This window comes from Kitasatospora sp. NBC_01250 (assembly GCF_036226465.1).
In the GTDB taxonomy this organism is placed as follows: Bacteria; Actinomycetota; Actinomycetes; order Streptomycetales; family Streptomycetaceae; genus Kitasatospora.
In genome coordinates, this window is sequence record NZ_CP108476.1 from 7,838,925 (window position 1) to 7,863,756 (window position 24,832).

At 74.5% G+C, this 24,832-nt stretch carries 18 protein-coding genes; 8 read left to right on the forward strand and 10 right to left on the reverse strand.

All coding sequences use genetic code 11. The annotated features are described in order from the left end of the window. Positions 1-7: 7 nt before the first annotated feature. Positions 8-856 carry a dimethylargininase gene (ddaH, locus tag OG500_RS33120; protein WP_329587870.1) on the forward strand — a complete coding sequence of 283 codons (849 nt, stop codon included), beginning with the start codon at positions 8-10 and terminating at the stop codon, positions 854-856. Positions 857-964: 108 nt separating this feature from the next. Here the strand turns inward: ddaH and OG500_RS33125 are convergent, their stop codons facing one another. After that, entirely contained in the window at positions 965-2,569 is a 1,605-nt protein-coding gene (locus tag OG500_RS33125; protein WP_329585589.1) for a helix-turn-helix domain-containing protein, read from the reverse strand. Between the two features lie 368 nt (positions 2,570-2,937). On the opposite strand from OG500_RS33125, the gene OG500_RS33130 reads away from it, so the two are divergent. Further along, complete coding sequence (locus tag OG500_RS33130) at positions 2,938-6,000, forward strand: AfsR/SARP family transcriptional regulator (protein WP_329585592.1); 3,063 nt, start codon at positions 2,938-2,940, stop codon at positions 5,998-6,000. Between the two features lie 81 nt (positions 6,001-6,081). Here OG500_RS33130 and OG500_RS33135 read toward each other — a convergent pair whose 3' ends face one another. Together OG500_RS33135 and OG500_RS33140 are read right to left on the reverse strand one after the other, a co-directional pair. After that, the gene (locus tag OG500_RS33135) at positions 6,082-6,249 is read right to left on the reverse strand and encodes a hypothetical protein (RefSeq protein WP_327070528.1); all 168 of its coding nucleotides are present in this window, start codon (positions 6,247-6,249) and stop codon (positions 6,082-6,084) included. 156 nt (positions 6,250-6,405) lie between these two features. Then, positions 6,406-6,807 (reverse strand): hypothetical protein, encoded by a 402-nt coding sequence (locus OG500_RS33140; RefSeq protein ID WP_327070529.1) that lies wholly within the window; start codon positions 6,805-6,807, stop codon positions 6,406-6,408. Between the two features lie 174 nt (positions 6,808-6,981). Between OG500_RS33140 and lepB the strand changes: the two genes are divergently transcribed. After that, on the forward strand, positions 6,982-7,899 hold the full coding sequence (gene lepB / locus OG500_RS33145; RefSeq protein WP_329585597.1) for a signal peptidase I: 918 nt from the start codon (positions 6,982-6,984) through the stop codon (positions 7,897-7,899). Here lepB and OG500_RS33150 read toward each other — a convergent pair. Genes OG500_RS33150 through OG500_RS33165 form a run of 4 tightly spaced genes read right to left on the reverse strand, consistent with a single transcriptional unit; the run spans position 7,896 to position 15,457 of the window. After that, positions 7,896-9,677, reverse strand: coding sequence for an amino acid adenylation domain-containing protein (locus OG500_RS33150; protein ID WP_327070531.1), 1,782 nt, complete (start codon positions 9,675-9,677; stop codon positions 7,896-7,898). The genes lepB and OG500_RS33150 overlap by 4 nt on opposite strands. After that, the gene (locus tag OG500_RS33155; protein ID WP_327070532.1) at positions 9,655-11,520 is read right to left on the reverse strand and encodes an ABC transporter ATP-binding protein; all 1,866 of its coding nucleotides are present in this window, start codon (positions 11,518-11,520) and stop codon (positions 9,655-9,657) included. The genes OG500_RS33150 and OG500_RS33155 overlap by 23 nt, the downstream gene beginning before the upstream one ends. Further along, a complete protein-coding gene (locus tag OG500_RS33160; RefSeq protein ID WP_327070533.1) occupies positions 11,517-13,460 on the reverse strand; it encodes an ABC transporter ATP-binding protein in 1,944 nt (647 codons plus the stop codon). Before OG500_RS33160 ends, OG500_RS33155 begins: the two co-directional genes overlap by 4 nt. Next, a complete protein-coding gene (locus OG500_RS33165) occupies positions 13,457-15,457 on the reverse strand; it encodes a condensation domain-containing protein (RefSeq protein ID WP_327070534.1) in 2,001 nt (666 codons plus the stop codon). The genes OG500_RS33160 and OG500_RS33165 overlap by 4 nt, the downstream gene beginning before the upstream one ends. A 202-nt stretch (positions 15,458-15,659) precedes the next feature. Here OG500_RS33165 and OG500_RS33170 point away from each other — a divergent pair, with 202 nt between their 5' ends. From OG500_RS33170 to OG500_RS33180, 3 genes are read left to right on the forward strand one after another with little or no spacing between them, the layout of a single operon-like run. Beyond that, positions 15,660-16,775 carry an S-adenosylmethionine:tRNA ribosyltransferase-isomerase gene (locus tag OG500_RS33170; RefSeq protein WP_327070535.1) on the forward strand — a complete coding sequence of 372 codons (1,116 nt, stop codon included), beginning with the start codon at positions 15,660-15,662 and terminating at the stop codon, positions 16,773-16,775. A gap of 56 nt (positions 16,776-16,831) precedes the next feature. Beyond that, entirely contained in the window at positions 16,832-17,089 is a 258-nt protein-coding gene (locus tag OG500_RS33175; RefSeq protein ID WP_327070536.1) for a phosphopantetheine-binding protein, read from the forward strand. Next, complete coding sequence (locus OG500_RS33180) at positions 17,086-17,979, forward strand: fructosamine kinase family protein (protein ID WP_327070537.1); 894 nt, start codon at positions 17,086-17,088, stop codon at positions 17,977-17,979. The genes OG500_RS33175 and OG500_RS33180 overlap by 4 nt, the downstream gene beginning before the upstream one ends. 12 nt (positions 17,980-17,991) lie before the next feature. Here the strand turns inward: OG500_RS33180 and OG500_RS33185 are convergent, their stop codons facing one another. Both OG500_RS33185 and OG500_RS33190 read right to left on the reverse strand, forming a co-directional pair. Next, positions 17,992-19,080: an MsnO8 family LLM class oxidoreductase gene (locus tag OG500_RS33185; protein WP_442907156.1), complete on the reverse strand. Its 1,089-nt coding sequence runs from the start codon at positions 19,078-19,080 to the stop codon at positions 17,992-17,994. A gap of 68 nt (positions 19,081-19,148) precedes the next feature. Then, positions 19,149-21,572 carry an immune inhibitor A domain-containing protein gene (locus OG500_RS33190; protein ID WP_442907095.1) on the reverse strand — a complete coding sequence of 808 codons (2,424 nt, stop codon included), beginning with the start codon at positions 21,570-21,572 and terminating at the stop codon, positions 19,149-19,151. A 224-nt stretch (positions 21,573-21,796) separates the two neighbouring features. Between OG500_RS33190 and OG500_RS33195 the strand changes: the two genes are divergently transcribed. Together OG500_RS33195 and OG500_RS33200 are read left to right on the forward strand one after the other, a co-directional pair. Further along, positions 21,797-23,041: a glycosyltransferase gene (locus tag OG500_RS33195; RefSeq protein WP_329585607.1), complete on the forward strand. Its 1,245-nt coding sequence runs from the start codon at positions 21,797-21,799 to the stop codon at positions 23,039-23,041. A 97-nt stretch (positions 23,042-23,138) separates the two neighbouring features. Beyond that, positions 23,139-23,933 carry a hypothetical protein gene (locus OG500_RS33200; protein WP_329585610.1) on the forward strand — a complete coding sequence of 265 codons (795 nt, stop codon included), beginning with the start codon at positions 23,139-23,141 and terminating at the stop codon, positions 23,931-23,933. Positions 23,934-24,010: 77 nt separating this feature from the next. Here the strand turns inward: OG500_RS33200 and OG500_RS33205 are convergent, their stop codons facing one another. Further along, positions 24,011-24,802, reverse strand: coding sequence for a maleylpyruvate isomerase family mycothiol-dependent enzyme (locus OG500_RS33205; protein WP_329585613.1), 792 nt, complete (start codon positions 24,800-24,802; stop codon positions 24,011-24,013). Between the last annotated feature and the right edge of the window lie 30 nt (positions 24,803-24,832).

Genomic DNA, 24,832 nt, shown 5'->3' on the forward strand with positions numbered 1-24,832 from the left:
CGCCCCCATGCCCGCCGCCGACGGTGCGCCGCCGGTGCGCCGAGCCCGTCCCCGCCGGCTGCTGATGTGCCGCCCGACCACCTTCGAGGTCAGCTACGCGATCAACCCGTGGATGGACCCGAGCGTGCCGGTGGACGCCGCACGGGCCACCGCCCAGTGGGAGCAGCTGTACCGGCTCTACCTCGCCCTCGGGCACAGCGTCGAGCTGATCGAGGCGCGCCCGGGGCTGCCCGACATGGTGTACGCGGCCAACGGGGCCACGGTGGTGGACGGCAAGGTGCTCGGCGCCCGGTTCCGCAACGCCGAGCGGGCCGCCGAGGGCGAGGCCTACCTGGACTGGTTCCGGGAGCGCGGTTTCACCGAGATCCACCGGCCGCGCCACATCAACGAGGGCGAAGGCGACCTGCTGACCTGCGGCGACTCCATCCTGGCCGGTTACGGCTTCCGCACCGCGCCCGAGGCGCACCGCGAGGCCGAGGAGGTGTTCGGCCGCCCGGTGATCGGCCTGGAGCTGGTGGACCCCCGCTTCTACCACCTCGACACGGCGCTCGCGGTGCTGGACGGAAAGGAGATCATGTACCACCCCGAGGCGTTCGCGCCGCACAGCCGCGCCCTGCTCCGGCGCCTGTTCCCCGATGCCGTGCTGGTCGAGCGGGCGGACGCCGAGGCGTTCGGGCTCAACGCGATGAGCGACGGGTACAACGTGGTGCTGCCGCAGGCGGCCCGCGGGGTCGCCCGGCAGCTGGCGGAGCGCGGCTTCCACCCGATCGGCGTGGACCTGAGCGAACTGCTCAAGGGCGGCGGCAGCGTCAAGTGCTGCACGCTGGAGCTGCGGCCCGCCGATGCCGCTCGGTGACCGGCTGCCGCGGGAGGCTGCAGCCGCCTCAGCCGCCTCAGCCGCCTCAGCCGCCTCAGCCGCCTCACCTGCCTTACCCGCCTCACCCCCGTCACGGCCTCATCAGCGTTACCCGGGCACCCCGGCCAGCGCCGGCGACGGCTCGACGACGGCCGTCGCCACCGCCGTCGCCACGGCCGCCCGCGCCGACGGCGTGCAGGACGCCGACGGTGTGCCGGGCGCCGTCGGCTGCGCCGCGCCCAACTGCCGGACCAGGTTGAGCACACTGAACCGGGCCGGCCCGCCCGGCACGGCCGGCAGCTGCCGCAGCAGGCCGTGCAGCAGCAGTGCGTGCACGTCCCTGGCCACCGCCGTCGGCGTGCTGCCGAGCGCCCGGGCGGCGGCCTCCACCGTCCACGGGCAGGACAGCGGTGCCACCGCGCGCAGCAGCGCCGCCAGCCGCGGGCTCAGTCCGCGCAGCGTGTCGGCCAGCAGCCCGCTCAGCCCGGGGCCCCCGCCGGGCACCGCCGGGGCGGCGCCGTCGATGAGTGCCAGCGGTGTGCTGCGGACGATCTCCAGCAACTGCTCGGGGGAGTACAGCAGCAGCCAGGAGCCGGCCGCCTCCAGGGCCTGCGGCAGTCCGTCCAGCGCGTGGCAGATCCGGGCCACGGTGGCGACCACCGACTCGGTCGGCAGCAGGTCCGGGCGCAGGTGGCCGACGTACGAGAGCATCAGCTCCACGGCCGGCCCACCCGGCCCGGCGGGGGAGGCCGCTCCGGGCCGGCCGGGGTGCGCCGGATCCGGCGGCCCGGCCGGCAGCGGCAGCGGGGCCAGCGGCAGCACCCGGCCGTCCAGCGCCCGCTCCGGGCGGCGGGTGGTGATCAGCACCTTCAGCCGCTCGCAGGAGTTCAGCAGGCCCAGCAGCCCGGGCCCCCACGCGTCGACACCCCACGCGTCGACACCCCACGCGTCGACACCCCCGACGTCGACGCCCCCGACGTCGCCACCGCGGACCTCGGTGCCCCGGCCGCCCGGCGCCGCGTCACAGCCGTCCAGCACCAGCAGGGTCGGCCGGTCCCGGATCACGTCCGCCAGTTCGTCCAGGCTGCCGCCGTGCCCGCCCTGTCCGAGGAGCGTTCTGACCCGGCCGACGAGCGCCGACTGCGGCCGCCGCGGCGTGGCCGGCTCCTCGGCGGTGCGGTCCATCGGCACCCACAGCACCGGTGCCTGGGCCTGGGCGTGGAAGCACAGCGCCGCCTCCTGCGCCAGCCGTGACTTGCCGACACCGGGCAGGCCCACCACGGTGAGCAGCCGCTCGTGCTCGGCGCCGAGCAGTCCGGTCAGCGCCCGCAGCTCCGCCCCGCGCCCGGCCAGCGGACGCAGCGGGGCGGGCGGCGGGGCCGGCTCGACGCCGTAGAGCCCGCCCAGGGTGCTGCCGGCCGAGGCGCTCGCGGCCGCGAGCTGGAGGGCGGCCCGGCGGGGCCCGCTGAGCCGCATGGTGTCGGCGAGCAGCCGGATGGTGTCCTTGCGCGGATGCTGGACCCGGCCCTGTTCGAGGTCCCGGATGGCCCGGACGCTGACCGTCGAGAGGCCGGCCAGCTGCTCCTGGGTGAGGCCGGCGCCGCGGCGTGCGCTGCGCAGCAGAGCACCGAGAGCGGCCGGAGCGGCCGTAGCCGGAGCTTGAGCCGAGGCCGGGGCCGGAGCCTGGGCCTGGGCGGGAGCCTGAGCGTGCATCAGATGACCTCCGTGGTTGGTGAGATCCTGGGGCCGGTCCGGGCCCGGTCCGGGCGGGGCGTCCGATGGCAGCAGCTTCGGTGAGGCGCTTCCCGATCTTTTCCCGGTGCGGTACCGCCGTCCGCTGCGGCTTCCCACTGGCATCCCTTGGCACCCGTTGGCATCCCGTGGCCTCCCCGGGCATTCCCTGGCATCCGCGGGCGCCGCTCGGCCCTTCCCGGCACCCTCGGCATCCCCAGCCAGTACCGCGTGATCAGTGCGCGGCTTATCATCCAGCGGGGGCCAGTTCAGTTCGATGATCGGATGTTGGGCCGCGGCGATATTCGACTGCGGCGATCTTTGCGGGGTGAGAAGGGGTAGGGGGAACTATGCCTGCGGGCGCTCGGAGCGGGCTGCGCTTCAACATCCTGGGCCCGCTGGAGGGCTGGGAGGACGGACGCAGGCTCCGGCTCGGCGGGACGATCCGGGAGCGGGTGCTGGTCACCCTGCTGCTGGAGCCCGGCAAGGTGCTGCCGGTCTCCCGGCTGGTGGCCGCGGTCTGGTCCGAGGACCCGCCCGCCACCGCCTCCCACCAGGTCCGCAAGGCCGTCGCCGAGCTGCGCCGGAGCATGCTGGACGGGGGCGAGATCCTGGTCACCGAGGGCCCCGGCTACCGGGCCCAGATCGCCGACGGGCAGCTGGACCTGACCGAGTTCGCCGCCCTGGTCCGCACCGCCCGGCAGGCCGCGGCGGCGGGTCGGCCCACCGAGGCGGTCGAGGCGCTGCGCGGCGCGCTCGCGCTCTGGCGCGGACCCGTCCTCTCGGGCGCCGGCGGCCCGGTGATCCAGGCCGCGGCCACCGCGCTGGAGGAGCGCCGACTGGCCGCCGCCGAGCAGCTCTTCGAGCTGCGGCTGGGCCTGGGCGAGAGCGCCGAGCTGGTGGTCGACCTGCGCCAGCTCGTCCACCAGCACCCGCTGCGCGAGACCCTGCGCGGCCAACTGATGCTCGCGCTCTACCGCTCGGGGCGGCAGGCCGAGGCGCTGGAGGAGTACAGCCGGGTGCGCGAACTGCTGGTCGAGGAGCTCGGCATCGACCCCGGGCCCGGCCTGGCCCGGATCCACCAGGGCATCCTGCGCGACAGCCCCGAACCGCAGGCCCTCACTCCGCCGCCGCCCCCGGCGCCGGCCGAAGCACCGTCAGCAGCGGCCCACCCGGCCCCGGCGGCCCCGCTGCTCCCGCCCGGCCCCGACTCGCCCAGCACCCTGCCCTATGACCTCGCCGACTTCACCGGCCGCGAGCGCGAACTCGCCGAACTGGTCGCCTGCGCCCGGCAGGAGGGCGGGCCGCGCACCCCGATCGTGGCCATCGACGGCATGGGCGGCAGCGGCAAGACCTCGCTGGCCGTGCGGGCCGCGCACCGGCTGGCCGCCGCCTATCCGGACGGTCAGCTCCACATCGACCTGCGCGGCCACGCCCCCGGCGAGCCGCCGGTCGGCGCCGGCACCGCGCTGCACACCCTGCTGCGGGCGCTCGGTCTGCCCGGCGACCGGATCCCGGACGACGTGGCCGGGCGCACCGCGCTGTGGCGGGCCACCCTGGTCGGCCGGCGGCTGCTCCTGCTGCTCGACAACGCCGTCGACGCCGCCGCGGTGCGCCCGCTGCTGCCCACCTCGCCCGGCTGCCTGGTGCTGGTCACCAGCCGGGCCCGCCTGGTGGACCTGGACGGCGCGCGGTGGATCTCCATCGACGTGCTGGCGCCCGAGGAGAGCGCGAGCCTGGTCACCGAGATCCTCGGCGCGGCCCGGATCGCCGCCGAGCCGCAGGCCGCCGCCGAACTGGCCCGGCTCTGCGGCCACCTCCCGCTGGCCCTGCGGATCGCCACCGCCCGGCTGCGCAACCGCCCGCGCTGGACCCTGCGCTACCTGGCCGACCGGCTGCGCGACGAGACCCGGCGACTGGACGAACTCAGCTCCGGCGAACGCAGCGTGGCCGCCACGCTGCGGCTGTCCTACCAGACCCTGGACGAGCAGAGTCGCGCGGCGTTCCGGCTGCTCGCCCTGCACCCCGGCGGCGAGATCGACGTCTACTCGGCCGCCGCGCTGCTGGGCACCGGGACCCGGGCGGCCGAGTCGGTGCTGGAGCTGCTGCTCGACGTCCACCTGCTGCAGCAGCCGGAGGTCGACCTCTACACCTTCCACGACCTGGTGCGCAGCTTCGCCCAGAGCCTGCGCGGCGCCCCGACCGGGGCGGCGGACGCGGACGCGGTGGAGCGGCTGCTCGACTACTACCTGACGGCCACCGAGGCGGCCTGCGAGCAACTGTTCCCCGGTCGGCGCAGCAGCCTGTCCGGGATGCCCCGGGCCGGCGCCGAACTGCCGGACCTGGCCGACACCGCCCGGGCCCAGGCCTGGTTCACCCGGGAGCACACCGCGCTGCGCTCGGCCGTCGCGCTGGCCGAGCGGCACGGCCACGACCGGCACACCGTCTGCCTGGCCCGCAACGTGATGTTCCAACTGCACGCCCGCGGCCACCTGGACGAGTTCCAGGCGCTGGGCCGGATCGCGGTCACCGCCGCGCGCCGGCTCGGCGATCTGGCGCTGCTCGGGGTGAGCCTGGCCAACCTCGGCGTCGCCTGCTGGAAGCTGGGGCACTTCGCCGAGGGCGTCGAGGTCGCCCAGGAGGCCCGCGACGTGGCCGCCAGACTCGGCGACCGGCAGACCGAGGCGCACAGCGAGAGCACCCTCGGCCTCTACAAGAGCCTGCTCGGCCGGTTCCCCGAGGCGCTCGCCCACCTGACCCAGGCGATCGCCCACGAACGGGAGTTGGGATCGGTGCGGGCCGAGGCCGAGAGCCTGACGCTGCTCAGCGCGCTGTACGAGCAGTGGGGGCGCTACGAGGAGTCCGCCGAGGCGGCCCGCCGCGCGGTCGAACTGGGCCGGCGGCTGGACCGCCACGAGAACGAGCTGGTGGCGCTGACCGATCTGGCCGCCGCGCTGCTGGGCCTGCGGGCCGACGAGGAGGCCGAGCAGCACCTGCGCCAGGCCCGGGACCTGTGCGACGAGACCAAGGAGCCCGGCCAGGTCGCGCTGGCGCTGGCCCTGTCGGCCGACGTCGCGCACCGGCTCGGGCGGCCGGAACGGGCCGCGGACCACCTCGCGCAGGCGTTGGTGCTGGTGGAGTCGAGCTCCTCGCCGCTGCGCCGGGCCAAGGTGGCGAACACGGCGGGGCGGCTGCTGCACCGCCGTGGCGAGCACGCCGCGGCGCTGGACCTGCACACCCGGGCGTACCGCCTCGCCGCGGCCATCGACTACCGCACCGAGGAGGCCTACGCGCTGGCCGGCCTGGCCCGGGCGGCCGAGGCGCTGGGCCGGTCGGGCGCGGCCGGCCACCAGGCGCAGGCCGAGCGGCTGTTCGCGGCGCTGGGGGTGCCGGCGGAGCGCCGGCGCGAGTGACGCGCCGCGGGGGCGGCGGGTCGGGGCGGGGTGAGGCGGGGTGGCGGGTGGTGCGGGTGGTGCGGGTGGGGCCGGGGGCGCTCAGGGCATGAGCGGGGCGTTCGGGGTGATGCTCGTCGGGCCCTTGTCCTCGGCCACCACCCGTTGCCCGCCCGCCTGGTGCGGGTGGAGCGTTCCGGCGGCGGTGCCGAGGCCGAGGGCCAGCGAGGCGACGACGATCCCGAACAGTGCGGCCAGCTTGCGTCCCATGTCACGTCCCTTGATGAGGTGCTGCGCTCCTGACACCACCCATGGTGGCCACGGCACTTCCCGAACCGTTCCCACCGGGTTACCGCCCGGACACCGGGGACCCTGGGCCGTGTCTCACAATTCGCGTCGCGCGCCTGGCGGGAATTGTGAGACACGCTAGGGCGTGTGCGGCCCGGCGGACCCGCCGAGCCGGCAGGCCACGATCCGTGGGCCGTCCGCGGTGAGCGCGACCTCGGTACAGGCGGACCCCTCCTGATGGCCCGCCAGATCGAGCAGCGCCCGCACCACCGAGCGCACCGCGGCGAGCTGCTCCTCGCCGCGCTGCGCCGCGGGGCTGATCGCGACCACCCGGTGCATCCCGCCCCCGGTCGTCGTCTCCACCCGCACCACCGATCCCACTGATCCCACTGGTCCCACAGATCTCACCAGTCCCGCCGGCTCCTCGCGCACCGCACCGCCACCGTCCCGCACCCGCCGGGCCCACTCCTCCACGGCGGCCAGCTCGTCGAGCGCGGCGTGCAGTCGGGCCGCGCCGGGCTGGTCGGGGGGATCTGTCACTGCAGCCTCCTACGGCAGGGAACCGGTCAGCCTGACCGTCCCACCGCCCGATCCCGATCGCCTCCCCGTCCGTTCCCGCACGATCGTGTGCCGGGGGAACTCTCGGTCGGTGCGGCGGGTTGAGGTGATGGCGCACGGTCAGATTCGTTCACTGGTACGAGCGGAGGAGTACAGGTGGGGGAGACGACGGGCAGCGGGGGAGCCTCGGCGCAGGAGGACCGGACGCCGCCGCCGGAAGCGGACTTGGAGCCTGAACCGGGGACGGAGCCTGAGTCGGAGCCGGAGCCGGAGCCGGAGCCGGAGCCGGTGGTCGAAGCGGCGCCGGCGGCGAAGCGTCGCACGTCGCGCCCGTTCTGGCAGGAGTTGCCGCTCCTGGTGGGCATCGCCCTGGTGCTGGCGCTGGTGATCAAGACCTTCTTCGTGCAGGCGTTCTCCATCCCCTCGGAGTCGATGCAGAACACCCTGCAGCCGGGGGACCGGATCCTGGTGGACAAGCTGACGCCCTGGTTCGGCGCCGAGCCGCAGCGCGGCGAGGTGGTGGTCTTCCACGATCCGGGCGGCTGGTTGCGCAACGAGAAGGCCAAGAAGCAGAACGTCGTGCAGCAGGCGCTCAGCTTCGTCGGGCTGATGCCCTCGGGGGACGAGAAGGACCTGGTCAAGCGGGTCATCGCGGTCGGCGGGGACACCGTCGAGTGCCACGCGGGCGGGCCGGTGCTGGTCAACGGCAAGCCACTGGACGACAACTACATCTATGCCGGGAACACGCCCTGCGACGACATGCCGTTTGGTCCCATCAAGGTGCCCAAGGGTCGGCTCTGGGTGATGGGCGACCACCGTCAGGACTCCGGCGACTCGCGCTACAACCAGAACGTCGACGGGGGCACCGTCGGGGTGAACCAGGTGGTGGGCCGGGCGTTCGTGGTGGCCTGGCCGGTCGGCCGCTGGGCCACCCTCCCCGTCCCGGCCACCTATCACCAGACGTTCACCACCGCCGCGGCCGACGCCGCGCCGCCCGTGCTCGCCGCCGTGGGCGTACTGCCGATCGCCCTGGTCCGCCGGCGTCGGCGCCAGGGCGCGGAGCAGGGAGACTAGTCAGACGGAATTCCTGCTCGGAGTGCCGCACGGTCGACCTTGCCGTTGGGGGTGAAGGGCAGCGCGTCGAGCAGGGAGATCCACTTGGGGACCATCGCCGCGGGCAGCCGCAGCTCCAGCTCGGCACGGAGTGCCTGCGCCAGCCCGGTTGCCCCCGGCGGGGCCTCGGCGATCAGGTGCAGGGCGTTGCCCGCGGCGGTGTCGATCACCAGGGCCACCGCCGCCGCGACGCCGGGGACGGCGGTCGCCACCGACTCCACCTCACCCAGCTCGACCCGGATGCCGTTGATCTTCACCTGGGTGTCCTTGCGGTGCGAGAACTCCAGCGAGCCCGCGACCAGACGCACGATGTCCCCGGTGGCGTACATCCGGGCGCCTGGCTCGGGGCTCCACGGATCGGGCAGGAACCGCTCGCTGGTGAGCCGGGGCTTGCCGCGGTAGCCGGCGCTGACGCAGGGGCCGGCGACGAAGGCCTCGCCCAGGGCGCCGGGCGCCACCGGTTCGAGGTCGCCGTCCAGGACGTACACCCGGGCGTGCGGCAGCGCCCGGCCGATGCTGGCCCCCGGTGCCCCGGCAGGTGCCCCGGCAGGCGCCTCGGCGTCGATCGGCCCGGCGGTCGCCCAGACGGTCGACTCGGTGGGCCCGTAGACGTTGAACGCGGTCGCGGGCAGTGCCGCCAGCCGCGCTGCCAGGGTGGTCGGCAGCACGTCGCCCCCGCACAGCAGGGTCTGCTCCGCGTCGAACCGGGCGCCGGCGTCCAGCAGCAGCCGCCAGCCGACCGGCGTCGCCTGGACCAGGGAGGGCCGGACCCCGTTGACGAGGGCGGCGAGCGCGCGCGGCCGGGGCAGCCACAGGTCGGGTGCGATCACGCAGCGCCCGCCGCGGGTCAGCGGCAGGAACAGCTCCAGTCCCGCGACGTCGAAGGAGAGCCGGCTGCTGAACAGCACGCGCTCGGCGGCGCCCGCGGGCAGCAACGTGCCGATCCCGTCCAGGAAGTGGAGGAAGTTGCGGTGCGTGACCTCGACGGCCTTGGGACGGCCGGTCGAGCCGGAGGTGTAGAGCACATAGGCGAGGTCGTCGGGTTGGCTCGCGCTCTCCTGGCCGGCGGTGTCCGTGCCGGTCAGGTCGGTCCGGTCGGCCGGCTCGGTCCGGTCGGTCAGGTCGGCCGGGCCGATGACCGGCACCGCGAGTTCGCAGAGCGCCTCGTTGTACGCCGGATCGGCCACCACGCAGGTCACCTGGGCGTCCTCGGCCATGAACGCCAGCCGCGCCGCGGGGTAGCGCCCGTCGAGCGGGACGTAGGCGGCCCCGGTGCCCAGCACGCCGAGGACGACGGCGATCAGGTCGACGCCGCGGTCCAGGCAGACCCCGACGGCGGTGCCGCGGCCGATGCCCAGCCGGGTCAGGCCCGCGCCCACCCCGGCCGCGCGCGCCGCCAGGCCCCGGTAGCTCAGCTGCGCGGCGCCGTGGGTGACCGCGGACCGCTCCGGGTGGCGCCGGGCGGTGGCGGCGAACCGGCGGTCGATCGTCGACCGGGGCCCGGCGGCAGTCGCGTCGCGGGCCCCCGCATCGGGTGCCGGGACGTCGGCCGCCGCCACATCGAGCGCCGCCACGTCGAGCGCCGCCGCGCGGTCGCCCGGTGGGCCGCAGGGGTGCCAGCCCGGCGGCAGCGCCCGGCCGGTGCGCCAGATCGAGCGCTGGCCGCGGTCGTTGGCGACCGGCAGCCACCTGGCCGCGGGCCGGTGCGGTGTCGGGTCAGCCGGCACCCGGTTCGGCATCGTCGGGACCTCCTTCGGGTCGCGCACGGTAGGCCGCCTGCTGGAGGCCGTACATCCGGGCGTACTCGCCGCCCGCGGTGATCAGCTGCTCGTGGCTGCCCTGCTCCACCACGGCGCCCTCGGCCAGCACGAGGATGGTGTCGGCGGCCCGCACCGTGGAGAACCGGTGCGAGATGATCAGCGTCACCGTGCCGCTGCGCCCGGCCAGTTCGCGGGCCAGCCGGATCTGCTGCCGGAAGACCTCGTACTCGCTGCGCGGGTCCAGCGCGGCGGTCGGCTCGTCCAGCACCACCAGCAGCGGGTCCTGCCGCATGCAGGTGCGGGCGAGGGCGAGCTTCTGCCACTGGCCGCCGGAGAGTTCCACGCCGTCGAAGAGGGTGCCGAGCCGGGTGTCGAGGCCCTGCTCCAGCCGCTCGACCACGGCCTGCGCGCCGCCCTGCCGGACGGCCCGGGACACCTCGCCGAGGTCGTCGATCCGCGGCAGGTCGCCGGTGCCCACGGCCTCCCGGGCCGGCGTCTGGAACCGGACGAAGTCCTGGAAGCCGCAGGCGATCCGGGACCGCCAGGCCTGGTGGTCATGCCGGTCCAGCGGCTGCCCGTCGAGCCTGATGACGCCGGACTGCGGCCGGTACATCGCGGTGAGCAGCTTGACGACGGAGGTCTTCCCCGAGCCGTGCGCCCCGACCAGGGCGACCACCGACCCGGGCGGGAAGGCGGCGCTGACCTCGTGCAGCACGGTGCGCTCGGTGCCCGGGTAGCGGAAGCTCACCGCGTCGAGGGTGATGCCGCTCGCCAGGCGCGCGGGGACGGCGAGCGTGGGTTCGGCGGCCGTGGGTCGCGCAGGCGCAGGGGCAGGAGCAGGCACAGGCGCGGGCCCGGTGGCCGCGGCCCGGTCCCGCAGCCAGCGCTCCGCCCGGGCCGCGTGCAGGCCGTCGGCCGTCCGGGTGAAGCCGGCGACGGTCGCCTGCACCAGGCCCTGCTGCTGGCTGGTCACCGCGAGCAACAGCACCAGGTCGCCGACGCCGGCCTGGCCACGGCTCATCCGCCAGGCCAGGTAGCCCAGCGCGGCGGCGGTGCCGAGGACGAAGACCAGGTGCCCGACCAGCAGCAGCACGGCGGCCTGGGCGCGGGCCCGCACCCGGATCCGGCTGGACTGCTCCCAGCGCTCCTGGTAGACGTCGAGCAGCAGCTCCCCGGCGCCGGTGACCCGGACCTCGGTCGCCGTGGCGGGATCGAGCAGCGTGGCGAGCAACTGGTCGGCGGTGCGCTGCGGTTCGGCGGCCCGGTCGGCGGCCCGGCGCAGCCTGGCCTGGCCGAGGCGGTTGAACCACAGGGTGGGCAGCGCCAGCGGCAGGGTGGCGAGCAGCAGCGGCGACACGGTGGCCAGCGCGGCCAGGGTGGCACCGATCCCGAGCACCGAGCCGGCCGTCTCCACCGCCGCGGCCAGCGCGTCCACCACCACGACGCCCTTGATGACGCCGATCCGGTCCAGGCTCTGCGCGTCCTCCAGGTGCCCGATGCCGGGGATGTCCGAGGTGAGGCGCAGCACCTCCTCGTCGATCCGCAGCCCCGCCAGCGCGCGCACGTCGTTGAGCAGCAGGTTGCGCACGTCCTGGACCTGGTTGGCCAGGGCCCAGACGACCGCGGTCAGGGCGGCGGCCAGCAGCGCGGAGCGGCGGTGCCCGGCGAGCACGTCCTCGGTGACCTCGCGCAGCAGCAGGCCCACCACCGGCTGGCCGGCCGCGCCGATCAGCACCGTGAGCAGGATCAGGCAGCAGCGGGCCCGGCTGACCTGCCAGCAGAGCCGGGCGAGGCGGGCGGGAACACCCGGTCGCGCGCTCACCGGGGGACCCCCGGCGTCGGCGCGTCGGCTCCCGGCGGCGGCGTGTCGTCTGCGGGCAGCTGCGGGTCGGCTCCCGGCGGCGGCGTGTCGTCTCCGGGCAGTGCGGCGTCGGTGAACTGCTGGCCCTGCAGGGCGAACAGCTGCGCGTAGTCGCCTCCCTCGGCCACCAGCTCGTCGTGGGTGCCCAGTTCGGTGATCCGGCCATCGCTCAGCACGGCGATCCGGTCGGCCAGCCGCACGGTGGACAGCCGGTGCGAGATGAGGATGACCGTCGCGCCGCGGGCCGCGGTGATCAGGCGCTCGAAGACCTCGAACTCGGCCTGTGCGTCCAGGTGCGCGGTCGGCTCGTCCAGCATCAGGACGCCGCGGCCCGCGCGCAGCGCGAAGATCGCGCGTGCCAGGGCTATCCGCTGCCACTGGCCGCCGGACAGGTCGGTGCCCCCGGTGCGGGAGCGGGACAGCGGGGTGCGCCAGCCGTCCGGCAGCGCGGCCACGATGTCGTCCAGGTCGAGCTCGCCCGCCACGGCGGCGAAGAAGGCGTCGTCGCCGCGCCGCTCCGGCGCGCCGATCTCGACGTTCTCCCGGACCGACAGGTCCAGCCGCAGGAACGCCTGGCTCACCAGGGCGAGCGAGCGGCGCCACTGGTCGACCGGCCAGTGGGTGATGTCCGTCCCGTCGGCGGTGATCCGCCCGGCATCCGGTTCCAGCGAGCGGGCGAGCAGCCTGGTCAGCGTGGTCTTGCCGGCGCCGTTCAGTCCGACGACCGCCAGCACCTCCCCGGAGCGCACCTCCAGGCTGAGGCCTTGGAGCACGGGCCGGGCGGCGTTCGGGTAGCCGAAGCCCAGCTGCTCGAAGCGGAGCAGCGGCGAGGGTGGCAGCGGTGGCCGGGGCCCGGGGTCGTGGTCGGGGCCGCGGTCGGGGCGTGCCGCCCGGGGGCCGGGGGCGAGCTCGCGGCGGAGTTCGGCGGCGGTCTGCACGATCGGCCGGCCGTGCTCGACGGAGAAGCCGCCGGTGCCGATCTGGCCCAGCGCGAGCGCCGCGATCAGCGCGGTCACGTTCTGCGCGATGACCCCCGCCTGCTGCCCGCTGCTGGAGACGATGCCCGCGAGCCCGAGGAACAGCGCGGCGGCCGCGGCCAGCAGCGGCTGCCAGGTGGAGCCCAGCGCCCGCCACCGCGCCTGCAGGATCGGTCCTTCCTGCGCCATGGCCGCCGCGTGGAAGTGCGCCACCAGCCAGCCGGTCAGGCCGTAGACGCGGATCTCCTTCGCGTTCTGCACGCTGCGGCCGAACTGCGCCCAGTACTGCGTGCGCTTGCTCAGCCCGGCCGTGCGCACCCACATCCAGTTGATCCCCACGTAGATCCGGGTGGTGGTCCACCGGCACAAAACCAGCGCCACCAGGCAGCCCAGCGCGAACCAGGGCGCCGAGAGCGCGACCAGCGCCAGGCAGACCGCCCCGCCCAGGGTCTGGCAGAACTGCGCGACATGGCCCACGGCCGCCCAGCCGGCGGTGAAGATCTGCAGCTCGGTGCTGGCCATGGTCAGCCGCCCGGCCGTGTCGGCGTCGTCCAGGTGGGCGGTGCCGCTCGGGGCCAGCGCCAACTCGCCGATGCAGCGCCGGAACCGGCCGTCGATGAGGCGGGCCGCGTGCATCCGCAGCGGCTCCAGCAGCAGGATCACCGCCTGCTGGGCGAGCAGCAGCACGCAGAACAGCACCAGCGCCGCCACCGCCGCACTCCACCGGGTGCCGCTGTGCTGAAGCCGCAGGACCAGCTCCCGGGAGACCACGCTGGAGGCCGCCGGCAGTGCGCTGATCCCCGCGGACACCGCGACCAGCGTGACCAGCACGGGTGTGGGCAGCAGGCGCAGCAGCGGCAGGGCGGCGTATCTGGTGCGCAGGCGGCTGCGCAGGCGGTCGGCGAGGCTCTCGATGGCGGTCACTCCGGGTGCGGGGTGCAGAGGGCGGCGAGCGAGCGCAGCGGCCACGGGCCGAGCAGATCGTCCGGGGTGGGGCCGGCGCACCCCAGCTGCTCCAGCCGCTCGATCACCGCCGCCGCCAGGACGGCCCGGCCGCCCTGCTCGGCGTAGCAGGCGTCCAGGTCGACCGGGCCGGGGCCGAGCGCGGCGGCGAGCGCGGTGACGAACCGCTGCTCGGGCGAACCGGGCTCGCCCGAAGGGGCGTTGACGAGGGGCCGGGCGTTGTCGGTTGCCGGGCGGTGGGCGGTGGCGATGGGCGCGGGGGACTGCGGGAGCCGCTCGCACCAGACGAACTCGTGGGGGCAGACGACGTCCCGCCGCCTCCGCAGGGCGGTCAGCAGCGCCGCCCGGAGGTCCGGCCGCAGCTCCGGGCGGCGCGCGCCCGGACCGGTCACCTGGGCGACCAGGACCGGCGCGTGCCCCGGCCGTTCCCGGACCACCAGCGCGGCGGCCGTGACCCCGTCGACCGCGCAGAGCAGTCGTGCCAGCGCGGCGGCGTCGACCCAGCAGTGGTCGACCAGGACCCAGCCGTCGCCGTACCGGGTGACGGGCAGCGCGAAGCGCTCGACGGCCTCGGTGACGGTTGCCGCCGCCAGCCGCGGGTCCTCGGCCCAGGCGATCAGGAACCGCTCCATCCCGTGCAGCAGCCGACCGGTCTCCGCCCGCCCGGCGACCGAGGTGTGGACGACGAGATCCAGTACCGCCGCGTCGTCCTGGGGGTAGCTGCGGAAGAAGAGGTCGTTGTAGTCGTCCTGCCACTCGCAGGTCCGCCGGCTGAGCGAACTCTCCTCCTCGGAAGCTGGGTTGGCGATGCCGTCGACCGTCGCGGGCCGCTGGTCCCAGCCGTCGGCGCAGTCGAAGGAGGTGGCCAGGCGGAACGAGAGCCCACGGGCGGCCTCCACCCGCGCCCTGGTGTCCCGGCAGTCCAGGTAGGAGTACCGGGCGTGGCGGCTGCCCGCCAGCAGCCGTTGCTGGGTGCGCGCCGCCAACTCGCCGACGGTGGCCCGGCCCGGCGCCTCGACGTGCACCAGCGCCTCCTGGAAGAAGCAGCCGACGGACTGCCTGACCTCGGGGAACCGGTTGGAGAAGTTCATCTTGAACGCCACCCGGCTGTTGCCCGAGAGCGCGGACAGGGCCAGGCAGAAGGCCGTGGCGAGCAGGTCGCAGGCGCTGCTGCGCTCGCGTCGGCCCAGCCGGTGCAGGGCGGTGAGCAACGGGCGCGAGCGCAGCACGGCCTGGTGGTAGTGCTCTGCGCCGGCGGCCGGGGCGGACCAGGGGAACGGTGCGGCCGGCAGCTCGCGCAGCACCTCCTCCCAGTACCGCAACGCCCGTGCGCCCAGAACGGTTTGGCTGCCCAGCGCCTGGCGCCTGGCCTGCTCGGCCGGCTGCAGCCCGCGCGGCGCCTCGGCCGGGCAGGGCGCCGGGCGAACCGCGGCCTCGGCGCAGGTCGCGGGGGCGTCCAGCAGCCGTGTCAGGTCTTCGGTGAGGATCGGGGCGCTGGCCTTGTCCACCGCTATGTGGTTCAACAGCAGGACGACGGTCGCGACTTGGTCGCCGTGCAGGGTGAGGCCGACCCGCAGCGGGAGGTCCACCGCCTGGTCCAGGCGCGGCCCGGCCAGCTCGTCGATGACCGCGCGGATGTCGGCGGGGTCGTCGCCCTGGCGCCGGAGGGGCACGGGCACCTCGAACTCGGTGCGCACCGACTGGAACGGGATCCCGTGTGCGTCCGTCGGGCAGAGCGTGCGCAGCGCCTCGTGCCGCAGCATCAGGGACCGGACCGCCGCGAGCGCCGTGGCCTGCGAGACCCCGGGGTGCGGGGCCGGGACGCACAGCGCGGTCTTCACGCTGTCGACCTCGGGCAGCGGCATCCGGTAGATGTACCAGTACATCTCCTGGGACCACATCAGCGGTGCCGGTGGGGCCGGCGGTGCGCCGGGCGGCGGCTCGGCTTCGGCACTCATGCGACTCTCCATCTGCGCTGAGCTGCGGCGGATCGGCCGGACCGACTGAACCACTTGAGCGGTTTAGCTGTCAAGGGAATTGCACCTGGTGCTGACGGTGCATCAGGTACGGAGAATCACTCGTGTCAACACCCTTGACCGCTTAACCGCTTTAGTGCTGACATGAAGGCTCCGACCTCGCGGACCGCCAGGGAGTGCGCCCATGAAGGACCTGCCCGACACGGCCAACCAGTACGACTTCGACTTCAGCAGCCGGCTCATCGCGCAGCAGCCCGCCGAGGTGCGCGGCGGTGCGCGCAGCGCCGCGAAACTGCTGGTCCTGGAGCGCGCTGCGGGCAAGGTGCACCACCGGCGCTTCGACGAGCTGGGCGAGTTCCTCTCGCCGGACGACGTGCTGGTGGTCAACAACGCGCGGGTGGTCCCCTCGCTGCTGCGCGGCCGGGACGCGCACGGCTCGCCCGTCGTGGTCAATGTCTTCTCCCCGATGGACGACGGCAGTTGGCACTGCCTGGTGCTGCCCGCCTCGACTGCCGAGGTGGGCGCCGCGCTGCGCTTCGGCGAGGAGCGCGAGGTGGTCGGCACCCTGCTGCGCGACGAGGGCGCCGGAGTCTGGCGGATCGCCTTCGAGCCCGGCGGCACCGAGGTGCTGGACGAGATCGGCGAGATCGCCTACCCCGACTACCTGGTGGAGCGCCCGATCGACCCCGCGCACTACCAGACCTCGTTCGCCAGCCGGCCCGGTGCGACCCTCTTCCCCTCTGCCGCACGCCACTTCACCCCTGAGCTGATCGAGGCGCTCAAGGGGCGGGGCACCGCGGTGGTCGAGGTCACCCACCACATCGCGGCCCGCTGGCAGCACGGCTACCTGCGCGACTGGTTCGGCGCCGACGTCGCCTGGGCCGAGGGGGCGGACGTCGAGGTGCCGGCCGGTGCGAGCGGTCCCAGCCTGCCCTTCCCGCGCCCCGAGCGCTACGAGGTGTCCACCGCCGCCGCCGACGAGATCAACGACCGGCGCCGGGCCGGCGGGCGGATCGTGGTCTGCGGCACCTCGGCGCTGCGCGCGCTGGAGACCGTGGCGGACCAGCGCAGCGGACGCGTCTGGCCGGGGACGGGCTGGACCAACCTGATCCTCGGCCCGGGCCACCGCTTCAAGGCCTGCGACGCCTTCCTGACCAACCTGCACATGCCCCGCAGCTCGGAGCTCCGGCTGACCTCGGCCTTCACCGGCCGCCAGGAGCTGCTCGACCTCTACCGCGACGAGGTCGTCCCGAACGGCTACCTCTTCAACGAGTTCGGGGACTCCATGCTGATTGCCTGACAAGCAGCGGGGAACGGCCGGAACAACGACGACACCGAAGCAGACGAGAGGGACCCATGGGTTTCCCGAACAGCACCTTCGAGGCGGTCATCAGGGCCAGCCTCGGCGTGCCCGGCACCACCGAGCTGCCGTTCGACGCGCCGCTGACCGACTTCGGACTCGACTCGCTCGGGTCGGTGAACCTCGTCCTGGACCTCGAGCTGGGCTTCGACGCGGTGATCCCGGACACCGCGCTGCTGCGGCCGAACTTCTACTCGGCCGAGACCCTCTGGCAGGCCCTGGCGGAGATCCTCACCGGGGCGGGCCCCGCATGACCGGGCGGCCCGGCGGCGAGGAGCCGGTGGCGGAGGGCGAGCGCTGGTCCGGCTACGACAGCGCCTACCTCGGCGACGTGGTGCACGCGGAGCCGCTGAGCGGCGGCGCCGCCCACGACGTGCGGCGGGTGACCCTGAAGGACGGCACCCGGCTCGTCGTCAAGGCCTCGGACCGGGTGCCGCCCGACATGTTCCCGATCGAGGCCGAGGGCCTGGCCGCGCTGCGCGAGCAGGGCGGGCTGCGCACCCCGGACGTGATCGAGGTGGGCCCGCGCCACCTGCTGCTGGAGGAGGTGGCGCCGACCGCCCCGCACGCCCCCGCCGTCTGGGAGGAGGCGGGCCGGGCGCTGGCCCGCCTGCACGCGATCTCCGGCACCCGGTTCGGCTGGCACCGCAACGGCTGGCTCGGCCTGCTGCGGCAGCGCAACGACTGGTCCGAGGACGGCTGCGCGTTCTTCGCCGAACAGCGCATCCTGCGCTACCTCGCCGAGCCGGAGGCCGAGCGCGCGCTGGACCCCGCCGACCGGGCGGGTCTGACCCGGCTCTGCGAGCGGCTGCCCGACCTGGTCCCGCCCGCCCCCGCCGTGCTGAACCACGGCGACCTGTGGCACGGCAACCTGCTCGCGACCGCGCAGGGCGAGCCGGTCTTCATCGACCCCGCGGTCTGCTGGCTGTGGGCCGAGTCCGAGCTGAGCATGGCGTACTGCGTGGGCGGGATCCCGGAAGGCTTCTTCGCCGCCTACCAGGAGCTGCAGCCGTTGTCCGACGGCTGGCAGGACCGGATGCCGCTCTACCATCTGCGCGAACACCTCAGCGTGCTGGCGCACTTCGGCCCGAACGAGTACCACGTGACGCAGATCCGCCGCACCGTGCGCCGGTTCGCGGGGTGAACCCGTCCGACGTCACGTCGGACGGCCTGCCAGGCCCAGCTCCGCGGCCAGCAGCCGGTAGGAGTCGAGGAGCGCGGTGCGGTCGTAGGTGCTGGTGGTGACCAGGAACTCGTCGGCCCCGGTGCGCTCCATCAGGGCGGCGAGCCGGGCCGCGGCCTCGGGCGGGGTCCCGGCGATGTGCCCGTCGAGCGCCTGCTCGTAGGCGGTGCGCTCGCGCGGGCTCATCGTGCGCGCCAGGATCTCCGCCGCCGGGGCCAGCGGCGGGAACTCCCCGTGGGTGCGCGACCAGGCGCTCGACCAGGCCTCGGGGACGAGCAGCTCCCGCGCCGCCACTGCCGTCCCGGCCACCGCCACCGTGCCGGAGACGACCACGTACGGTGCCGCCGCCCGCGCCGAGGGGCGGAACCGCTCGCGGTAGCGGTCGACGGCGGCCAGCATCGCCTCCTCACCGCGCACACCGCCGATGACCAGCGGCAGGCCGGCCTCGGCGGCGATGTCCGCGCCCGCGCCGGTGGCCAGCACGAAGGCCGGCACCGCCAGACCCTCGGCGGGCCGGGCGTGCACCTCGGGGGCGCTCCGGGTGGCGTCGAAGTAGCCGAGCAGCTCGGTGAGTTGCTCGGCGAAGTGGTCGGCGGCGTCCTTGCCCTGGCCCAGCGCCCGGCGCACCCCGTCGGTGAAGCCCACCGAGCGGCCGAGCCCCATGTCGATCCGGCCGGGGAAGAGCGAGGCGAGCACCCCGAACTGCTCGGCGACGACCATCGGCCGGTGGTTGGGCAGCATCACGCCCCCGGTGCCGACCCGGATCCGGCTGGTCGCCGCCGCGACCGCCGCGGCCAGCACGGTCGGTGCCGAGCCCGCCACCCCCGGCACGCCGTGGTGCTCGGAGACCCAGAAGCGGTGGTAGCCGAAGCGCTCCGCCTGCTGGGCGAAGGCCACCGTGTCGCGCAGCGCCTGGGCCGGCGGCTGCCCCTGCCGGATCCGGGAGCGATCCAGCACCGAGAGCCGGTAGCCCGGGGCGGGGCCGCTCCCGGAGGTCGCCGCCGTGCTCCCCGAGGTCGCTGTCGTCACGGTGGGGTGAACACCGCAGGCCGCCGACCGCATTCCCGCGCCGGACACGGCCAGGGGCCCACCGCGGCTGCGGCGGGCCCCGGCGCGGGCGGTGCTTGCGGTCAGTCGACCGGGCGCACCCGGATCCAGGTCTCCAGGTAGTTGGCGCTCTCGTTCTCGTTCTCGATCTCGATGCTGGTGCCGGTGTCCGGCACGATCACGCTGCTGTTCGGGTCGGAGGCGTCCCAGTACGTCCGCTCGTGGTCGTTGAACTCGTCCACCCCGCGCGAGCGCGGGACCGTGGTGAGCGCGTCGGCCTTGTGCAGCTTGAGGCCGTCGGTGCGCCGCGAGCCGAAGGTGGAGTCGTAGCCCTGCATGCGCGGGCGCATCAGGGTGCCGTCGGCCCACTTGAGCGGGGCGGGGTGCGCGTCGATCGGCAGGATCAGGCCGTGGCCCGGGTGGCTGCTGACGTTGTTGTCGCTCTGCGAGGTGTCCCAGAGCCAGATCAGCAGTCCGGGCTGGTAGGCGTAGTGCTCCACCCAGCCGGGCTTGGCGGCGGAGCCGAAGTTGTACGGGCCGGTGCGCAGGGTCTCGTCGTAGGAGACGTACTGGCGGTTCTCGGCCAGGTAGTACTGGTCGTAGTCCTTGACGAAGGTGCCGCCGATCCGGGAGAAGCCGTTGGCCGTCCAGCCGGCGTCCCCGTTCTCCGCGCCGTCGGTGAAGACGGTCGCGCCGTCCGCCGTCACGGCGATGTCGTCCAGCGCCAGGCCCCGCAGGTGCAGGCCGCCGTCGGTGGTGTTGTGGAAGCGGATCTTCACCGCCCTGCCGGCGTACGCGTCGAGCGGGAAGGACAGCCGGCCCCAGGCGTTGTTCGTGCTGCCGGTCAGCGCGGCCTTGCCGGCGGCGTTCTTCGGCAGCGCGGTGCCGTTGAAGGTGCCCGCCAGCACCTGCCAGTTGGCGCCGCCGTCGGTGGAGACCTCGGCGTAGCCGTAGTCGAAGTCCTGCTCCAGCTCCCACCAGGCCTGGGCCGTCAGGGTGGCCGAGGTGCGGCCGGTCAGGTCGAGGTCGCGGGTCAGCGCGACGTCCAGGTTGTCGGCGCTGCCGCTCCACCACTCGCTCTTGCCCGCGTACGGGGTGTTGATCGTCGTGGTGACGCTCTTCTTCGGCAGGTCGACCACCAGGGCCTGCGGGAGCCTGTTGTTGTACTCCACCGGGCCTATGTGGTGGGTGGACTCCTTGCCCGCGGCGGCCTTGTCGTAGCGCAGCCAGCCGAGCTTCAGCTTGCTCCAGACGTCGAGGTCGTCCGGCTTGTCGCCGATGTTGTCCTTGCCCTCGCCGAGCCAGGAGCCCGACGACATCAGCGACCAGAAGCCGACCGAGTTGTCACCCGGGCCCACCGTGTCGTAGAGGTCGGGCAGACCGAGGTCGTGCCCGTACTCGTGGGCGAAGACGCCCAGCCCGCCGTTCTCCGGCTGCATGGTGTAGTCGCCCACCCAGTAGCCGCTGTCGCCGATCTGCACGCCGCCGAGCTTGTTGCCCGCCGGGCCGGTCTGACCGTTCTCCGAGCCGTGCACGTAACTGCGGTGCGCCCACAGCGCGTCGGCGCCCTGCGCGCCGCCGCCGGCCGACTCGTCCTCGCCGGCGTGCACGATCTGGAAGTGGTCGATGTAGCCGTCGGGCTGGTTGAAGTTGCCGTCGTGGTGGGAGCCGTAGCGGTCCCACTGGTCGTACTCGGCGAGGTTGGCCTTGATGTCGGCGTCGCTGCGGCCCTTGGCCTTCTGGTCGGCGACCCAGGCGTTCAGCGCGTCGACGATCAGGTCCTGGGCGTTGCTGCAGATGTGCGCGCCGCAGAAGTTGGAGCCGTACCTGGCCTCGTTCCAGGGCACCCGGACCCAGTCGCTGACCTGGCCGTCCACCGAGTAGCGGCCCGAGGACTGCTTCTCGTAGTAGGTCTTCAGCGAGGGCTTGTCCTTGGCGAAGTACAGGTCCTGGTAGTGCTGCTGGTTGTAGTCGGCCTGCCAGGCCGTGGAGTTGTTGACGGCGCGGTCGGGCTGCTGGATCTTGTTGTGCGCGGGCCCCGGGGTGCCGCCGTACTTGGCGCTGCCGTCGGGCAGCTTGGTGGTGCTGTCCACCTGGTCGCCGAAGTCCACCAGGATGGTGAAGATCTTGTCGGTGCGCTCGCGGGCCAGCTCGACGTACTTGTCACGGCCCAGCTTCACGCTGCTGCTGCCGCCGTGCTGCTCGACCTTCGCGGTGCCGGCGAGCAACTGCTCGGTGGCGGCCTTCTGTTCGGCCGCCACCTTCTCGGTGAACGGTCCCGGCAGGTCGTGCTCGACCCGGGCGGCCTGGGCGGCGTCGGCGGGGTCGGTGACGGCGACCGGAGCGGCGGGAGCCGCTGCCGCGGTGGCCGGCAGCAGGCTCAGGCCGAGGGTGGCCAGCAGCGCGGTACTGGTGACCGCGGCGGCTGTCCGCCTGGTCGGATGCGACTTCAAGGTCCTGTGCGGCTTCAACGTGGTTGACGTCCTCCCCTTGCCGGGCCTGGCCATGAGCCGACCGGTGAACTGAAACTGCCAAGTTGAGGACATATTTCACCCAAGGAATGGCAAAAATGAAAGCCCTTGATCCGGGCATGGCAGGGCGCTACAGTGCGTGGGCTCGCCGGGCGACCGGACCCCTGCGGCTGCCGCGGTGTCCCCGGGCGTACGGTGAATGCCGTCCGATCTCCCGGTGGCTGAGTCGGGCTCAGCTGCCGCACCCGGCGAGGAGTCCGATGAAGATCCTGTTCCTGGCGGGCGGATCACAGGGCGACGTGGCGCCCTTCACCGGCCTCGGGGTGCGGCTGCGTCAGGCCGGACACGAGGTGGCGATCGCCACCCAGCCGCGCTTCGCCGAGCTGGTGGGTGCCGGCGGCCTGGAGTTCCGGGCGCTGCCCGGCGAACTGCGGCGGGAGCTGTCGCCGCTGCGGCAGGCCACCGACTTCGTCCGGCAGCTGGGGGAGGGCGTGGCCGCCACCGTCGCACCCGGCGACGACCTGCTGCTGCTCGCCCCCACCACCGCGCCGCTCGGCTGGTCGCTCGCCGAGGCCCACGGCATCCAGAGTATCGGCGTGTACCTGCAACCGGTCCATCCCACAGCGGAGTTCGCCCCGGCCGTCGGCGCCGGACGCTCGCTGGGCCGGTGGGGCAACCGCGCCGCCGGGCACGTCTCGCTGCGCCTGGTGGACCGGGTCTACGGCCCGACGGTCACCAGGCTGCGGGCCGGGCTCGGCCTGCCGCCGATGACCGCCGGAGCCACCCGGCGGCGCCAGGAGGCAGCCGGCTGGCCGGTCCTGTACGGCTACAGCCCGAGCGTGCTGCCCCGGCCCGCGGACTGGCGCTCGGGGCTCGACGTGGTGGGCAACTGGTGGCCCTTCGATACACAACTGACGGATCATCAACTGCTGGCCGAACTGGCGGACTTCCTGCAGGCCGGCCCGCCGCCGGTGTTCATCGGCTTCGGCAGCATGGGCGGCGGCGAGGGCGAACGGCTGAGCGAGCTGGCCGTGCGGGCGCTGCGCCGGGCCAGGGTGCGCGGCGTCGTCCAGGCGGGCTGGGCGGGCCTGTCCGGCACGGGCGAGGACGTCATCACCGTCGGCGAGCTCCCGCACGCGGCGCTCTTCCCCCGGATGGCCGCCGTGGTCCACCACGCGGGCGCGGGCACCACGGCGGCGGCGCTGCGCGCGGGCGTCCCCGCGGTGCCGGTCCCGGTCCTCGGCGACCAGCCCTTCTGGGCCAACCTGCTCGCCCGGCTGGGCGCCGGCACCGACCCGATCCCCTTCAAGTCGCTGACCGCCGACCGCCTCGCCGCCGCGATCACCCGTGCCACCGGCGACCCCGTCCACCGGACCCGGGCCACCGCATTGGCCGGGCGGTTGGCGGCGGAGGACGGGGCAGGGCGCGCGGTCGAGCTGATCGAGCGGACGGCGACGGAGGCGGGGGTAGGCGGGGGCACGTGCCGTGGCCGAGGGTCCGTCTGATGTTCACCTGCCGGTGGGAGCAGGTCCGCTGTGGGGAACGCTGGATGAGCTGGGATCAGCCCTTCGTCCACGTACGTCGAGAGAGGTTGGATCCCCCATGGACCGACGCACCTTCGCCGCCACCGCGGTGGCCGCCCTGGCCCCCGTGCTGGCCTCGGCGGCCCCCGCCGAGGCCAAGGACGTCACGAGCAGCGGTCCCGGCCACGCCGACCGTGGCGCCGCCCGGCTGCAGCGCGAGATGCGCGCCGACCTGTCCGCCGCGCTGGACGACGCGGACGCGGCGCGCGCGGTGGTGCCGTCCATCTATGACATCGGCTTCACCTGGGAGCCGCCGACCGTGCCCCTGGCCAGCATCGACTTCCTGGTCGCCTACAGCTTCGGCAACCGCGCCCCCGCCGGCGGTGGGGATCCGGCGAAGGTGCTGTACGAGCCGGGACCGGTGAACGAGGCGCTGGCCGACACCGTCGCCCGGATCCGTGCCAAGCGGTCGGTGCCGGTGTACGCGCAGTGGGAGATCGCCCACTTCCTGACGACGAAGTACCGGCTGAGCGGCGTCACCTCGATCGAGCCGGTGATCGCGGCGGACGGCACCATCACCTACCTGAGCACCTACGGTGTCGCGGCCCAGGTGCTGGCCGACCGCGGGAAGCTGCCCGGCGGCATCGGTACCGCGGGCGTGGTCGGGTTCCGCGACCACGTCAAGCGCTGCGTCGAGACCACCCGCCTCGCGGGCATGACCACCGCCGCGGCGCCCGTCGGCGTCACCATGCCCGGCACCTACGACGCGCAGTCCGGCCAGGCCTGGACCCGCCGGCGGGACCTCTACCTGGTGCACGACATGAGTGCGCAGTGGCAGATGCTGGAGCAGCGCCTGCTGGCGGGCGAGAGCTGAGCCGGGGCGGCCCGGGGAGCGGAGGACCGCTGCTCCCCGGGCCGCCGCACGGCGGGCGCCACTGCGGCTCGGCAGGCTCAGAACGCGGAGTTGGCGAACCAGTGCGCCAGCAGCTCCTCGTCCCCCTGGACCTCGAACCGCTCGTCCGCCCGGTCCAGCCGGCCGTAGGCGAGCAGCAGCAGGTCCGCGGCGCTCCCGCGCACGGTGGCGTCGGCGGGCGCGTCCGTGGCGCCGGTGCCGTCGAGGCCGAAGCCGTCGGGGCGCAGCCGGACCAGCCAGTCGCGGTCCGCGTCGGTGCAGCTGAACCGGATGGACCTGTCCTCGCCGCGCAGCTTGGCCGTCCCGGGCGCGAAGAAGCTCGCGAAGGGCAGGTTGACGAGGAACTCGTCCACGCCGTCCACCGCGAGTTCGGTGTCGATCGCCGACGGGATCCCCAACGCCACCTCGGCGTCGACCCGGTGCACGAGGGTCTCGAAGAGCATCCGGCGGGCCCAGAACCGGGCGTGCTGGTCGGCGCCCCACGCCCACATCGGCAGGTCGGCGGGGGTGGCGGCGAAGGCCTCCGCGGCCACCTGCGCGCTCGCGGACAGCCAGTCGGCCAGGCCCTGCGGCCCCGCCGGCAGGCGCAGGTCCACCTCCCGGCTGGTGGGCCGCTCCTGGATCCGCCCGTTCAGCAGCACGGCGAACCAGCGCTGCACGCTGCCCGCGTGCTGGAGCAGGTCGGCCAGCGTCCAGCCGGGGCAGGACGGGACGGGGGTCGTCAGGTCGGCGCCCTTGACCGCCTCGACGAAGCGGGCGGTCTGCGCGGCGACGGCCGCGCGGTGGTCGACGGCGGCCGGCGTGCGGTCCGAGCCGTGCGGAGTGCTCATCTGCTTGTCCTTACAGGAGGGTGGTGGTCC

What these genes read in the sequence shown, in the direction of transcription:
- ddaH (WP_329587870.1), top strand. Translation starts at nt 8, where the DNA reads ATGCCCGCCGCCGACGGTGCGCCGCCGGTGCGCCGAGCCCGTCCCCGC.
- OG500_RS33180 (WP_327070537.1), top strand. Translation starts at nt 17,086, where the DNA reads ATGACCGGGCGGCCCGGCGGCGAGGAGCCGGTGGCGGAGGGCGAGCGC.
- OG500_RS33135 (WP_327070528.1), bottom strand. Translation starts at nt 6,249, where the DNA reads ATGGGACGCAAGCTGGCCGCACTGTTCGGGATCGTCGTCGCCTCGCTG.
- OG500_RS33170 (WP_327070535.1), top strand. Translation starts at nt 15,660, where the DNA reads ATGAAGGACCTGCCCGACACGGCCAACCAGTACGACTTCGACTTCAGC.
- OG500_RS33125 (WP_329585589.1), bottom strand. Translation starts at nt 2,569, where the DNA reads ATGCACGCTCAGGCTCCCGCCCAGGCCCAGGCTCCGGCCCCGGCCTCG.
- OG500_RS33190 (WP_442907095.1), bottom strand. Translation starts at nt 21,572, where the DNA reads ATGGCCAGGCCCGGCAAGGGGAGGACGTCAACCACGTTGAAGCCGCAC.
- OG500_RS33175 (WP_327070536.1), top strand. Translation starts at nt 16,832, where the DNA reads ATGGGTTTCCCGAACAGCACCTTCGAGGCGGTCATCAGGGCCAGCCTC.
- OG500_RS33130 (WP_329585592.1), top strand. Translation starts at nt 2,938, where the DNA reads ATGCCTGCGGGCGCTCGGAGCGGGCTGCGCTTCAACATCCTGGGCCCG.
- OG500_RS33200 (WP_329585610.1), top strand. Translation starts at nt 23,139, where the DNA reads ATGGACCGACGCACCTTCGCCGCCACCGCGGTGGCCGCCCTGGCCCCC.
- OG500_RS33150 (WP_327070531.1), bottom strand. Translation starts at nt 9,677, where the DNA reads ATGCCGAACCGGGTGCCGGCTGACCCGACACCGCACCGGCCCGCGGCC.
- OG500_RS33195 (WP_329585607.1), top strand. Translation starts at nt 21,797, where the DNA reads ATGAAGATCCTGTTCCTGGCGGGCGGATCACAGGGCGACGTGGCGCCC.
- OG500_RS33205 (WP_329585613.1), bottom strand. Translation starts at nt 24,802, where the DNA reads ATGAGCACTCCGCACGGCTCGGACCGCACGCCGGCCGCCGTCGACCAC.
- OG500_RS33185 (WP_442907156.1), bottom strand. Translation starts at nt 19,080, where the DNA reads ATGCGGTCGGCGGCCTGCGGTGTTCACCCCACCGTGACGACAGCGACC.
- OG500_RS33165 (WP_327070534.1), bottom strand. Translation starts at nt 15,457, where the DNA reads ATGAGTGCCGAAGCCGAGCCGCCGCCCGGCGCACCGCCGGCCCCACCG.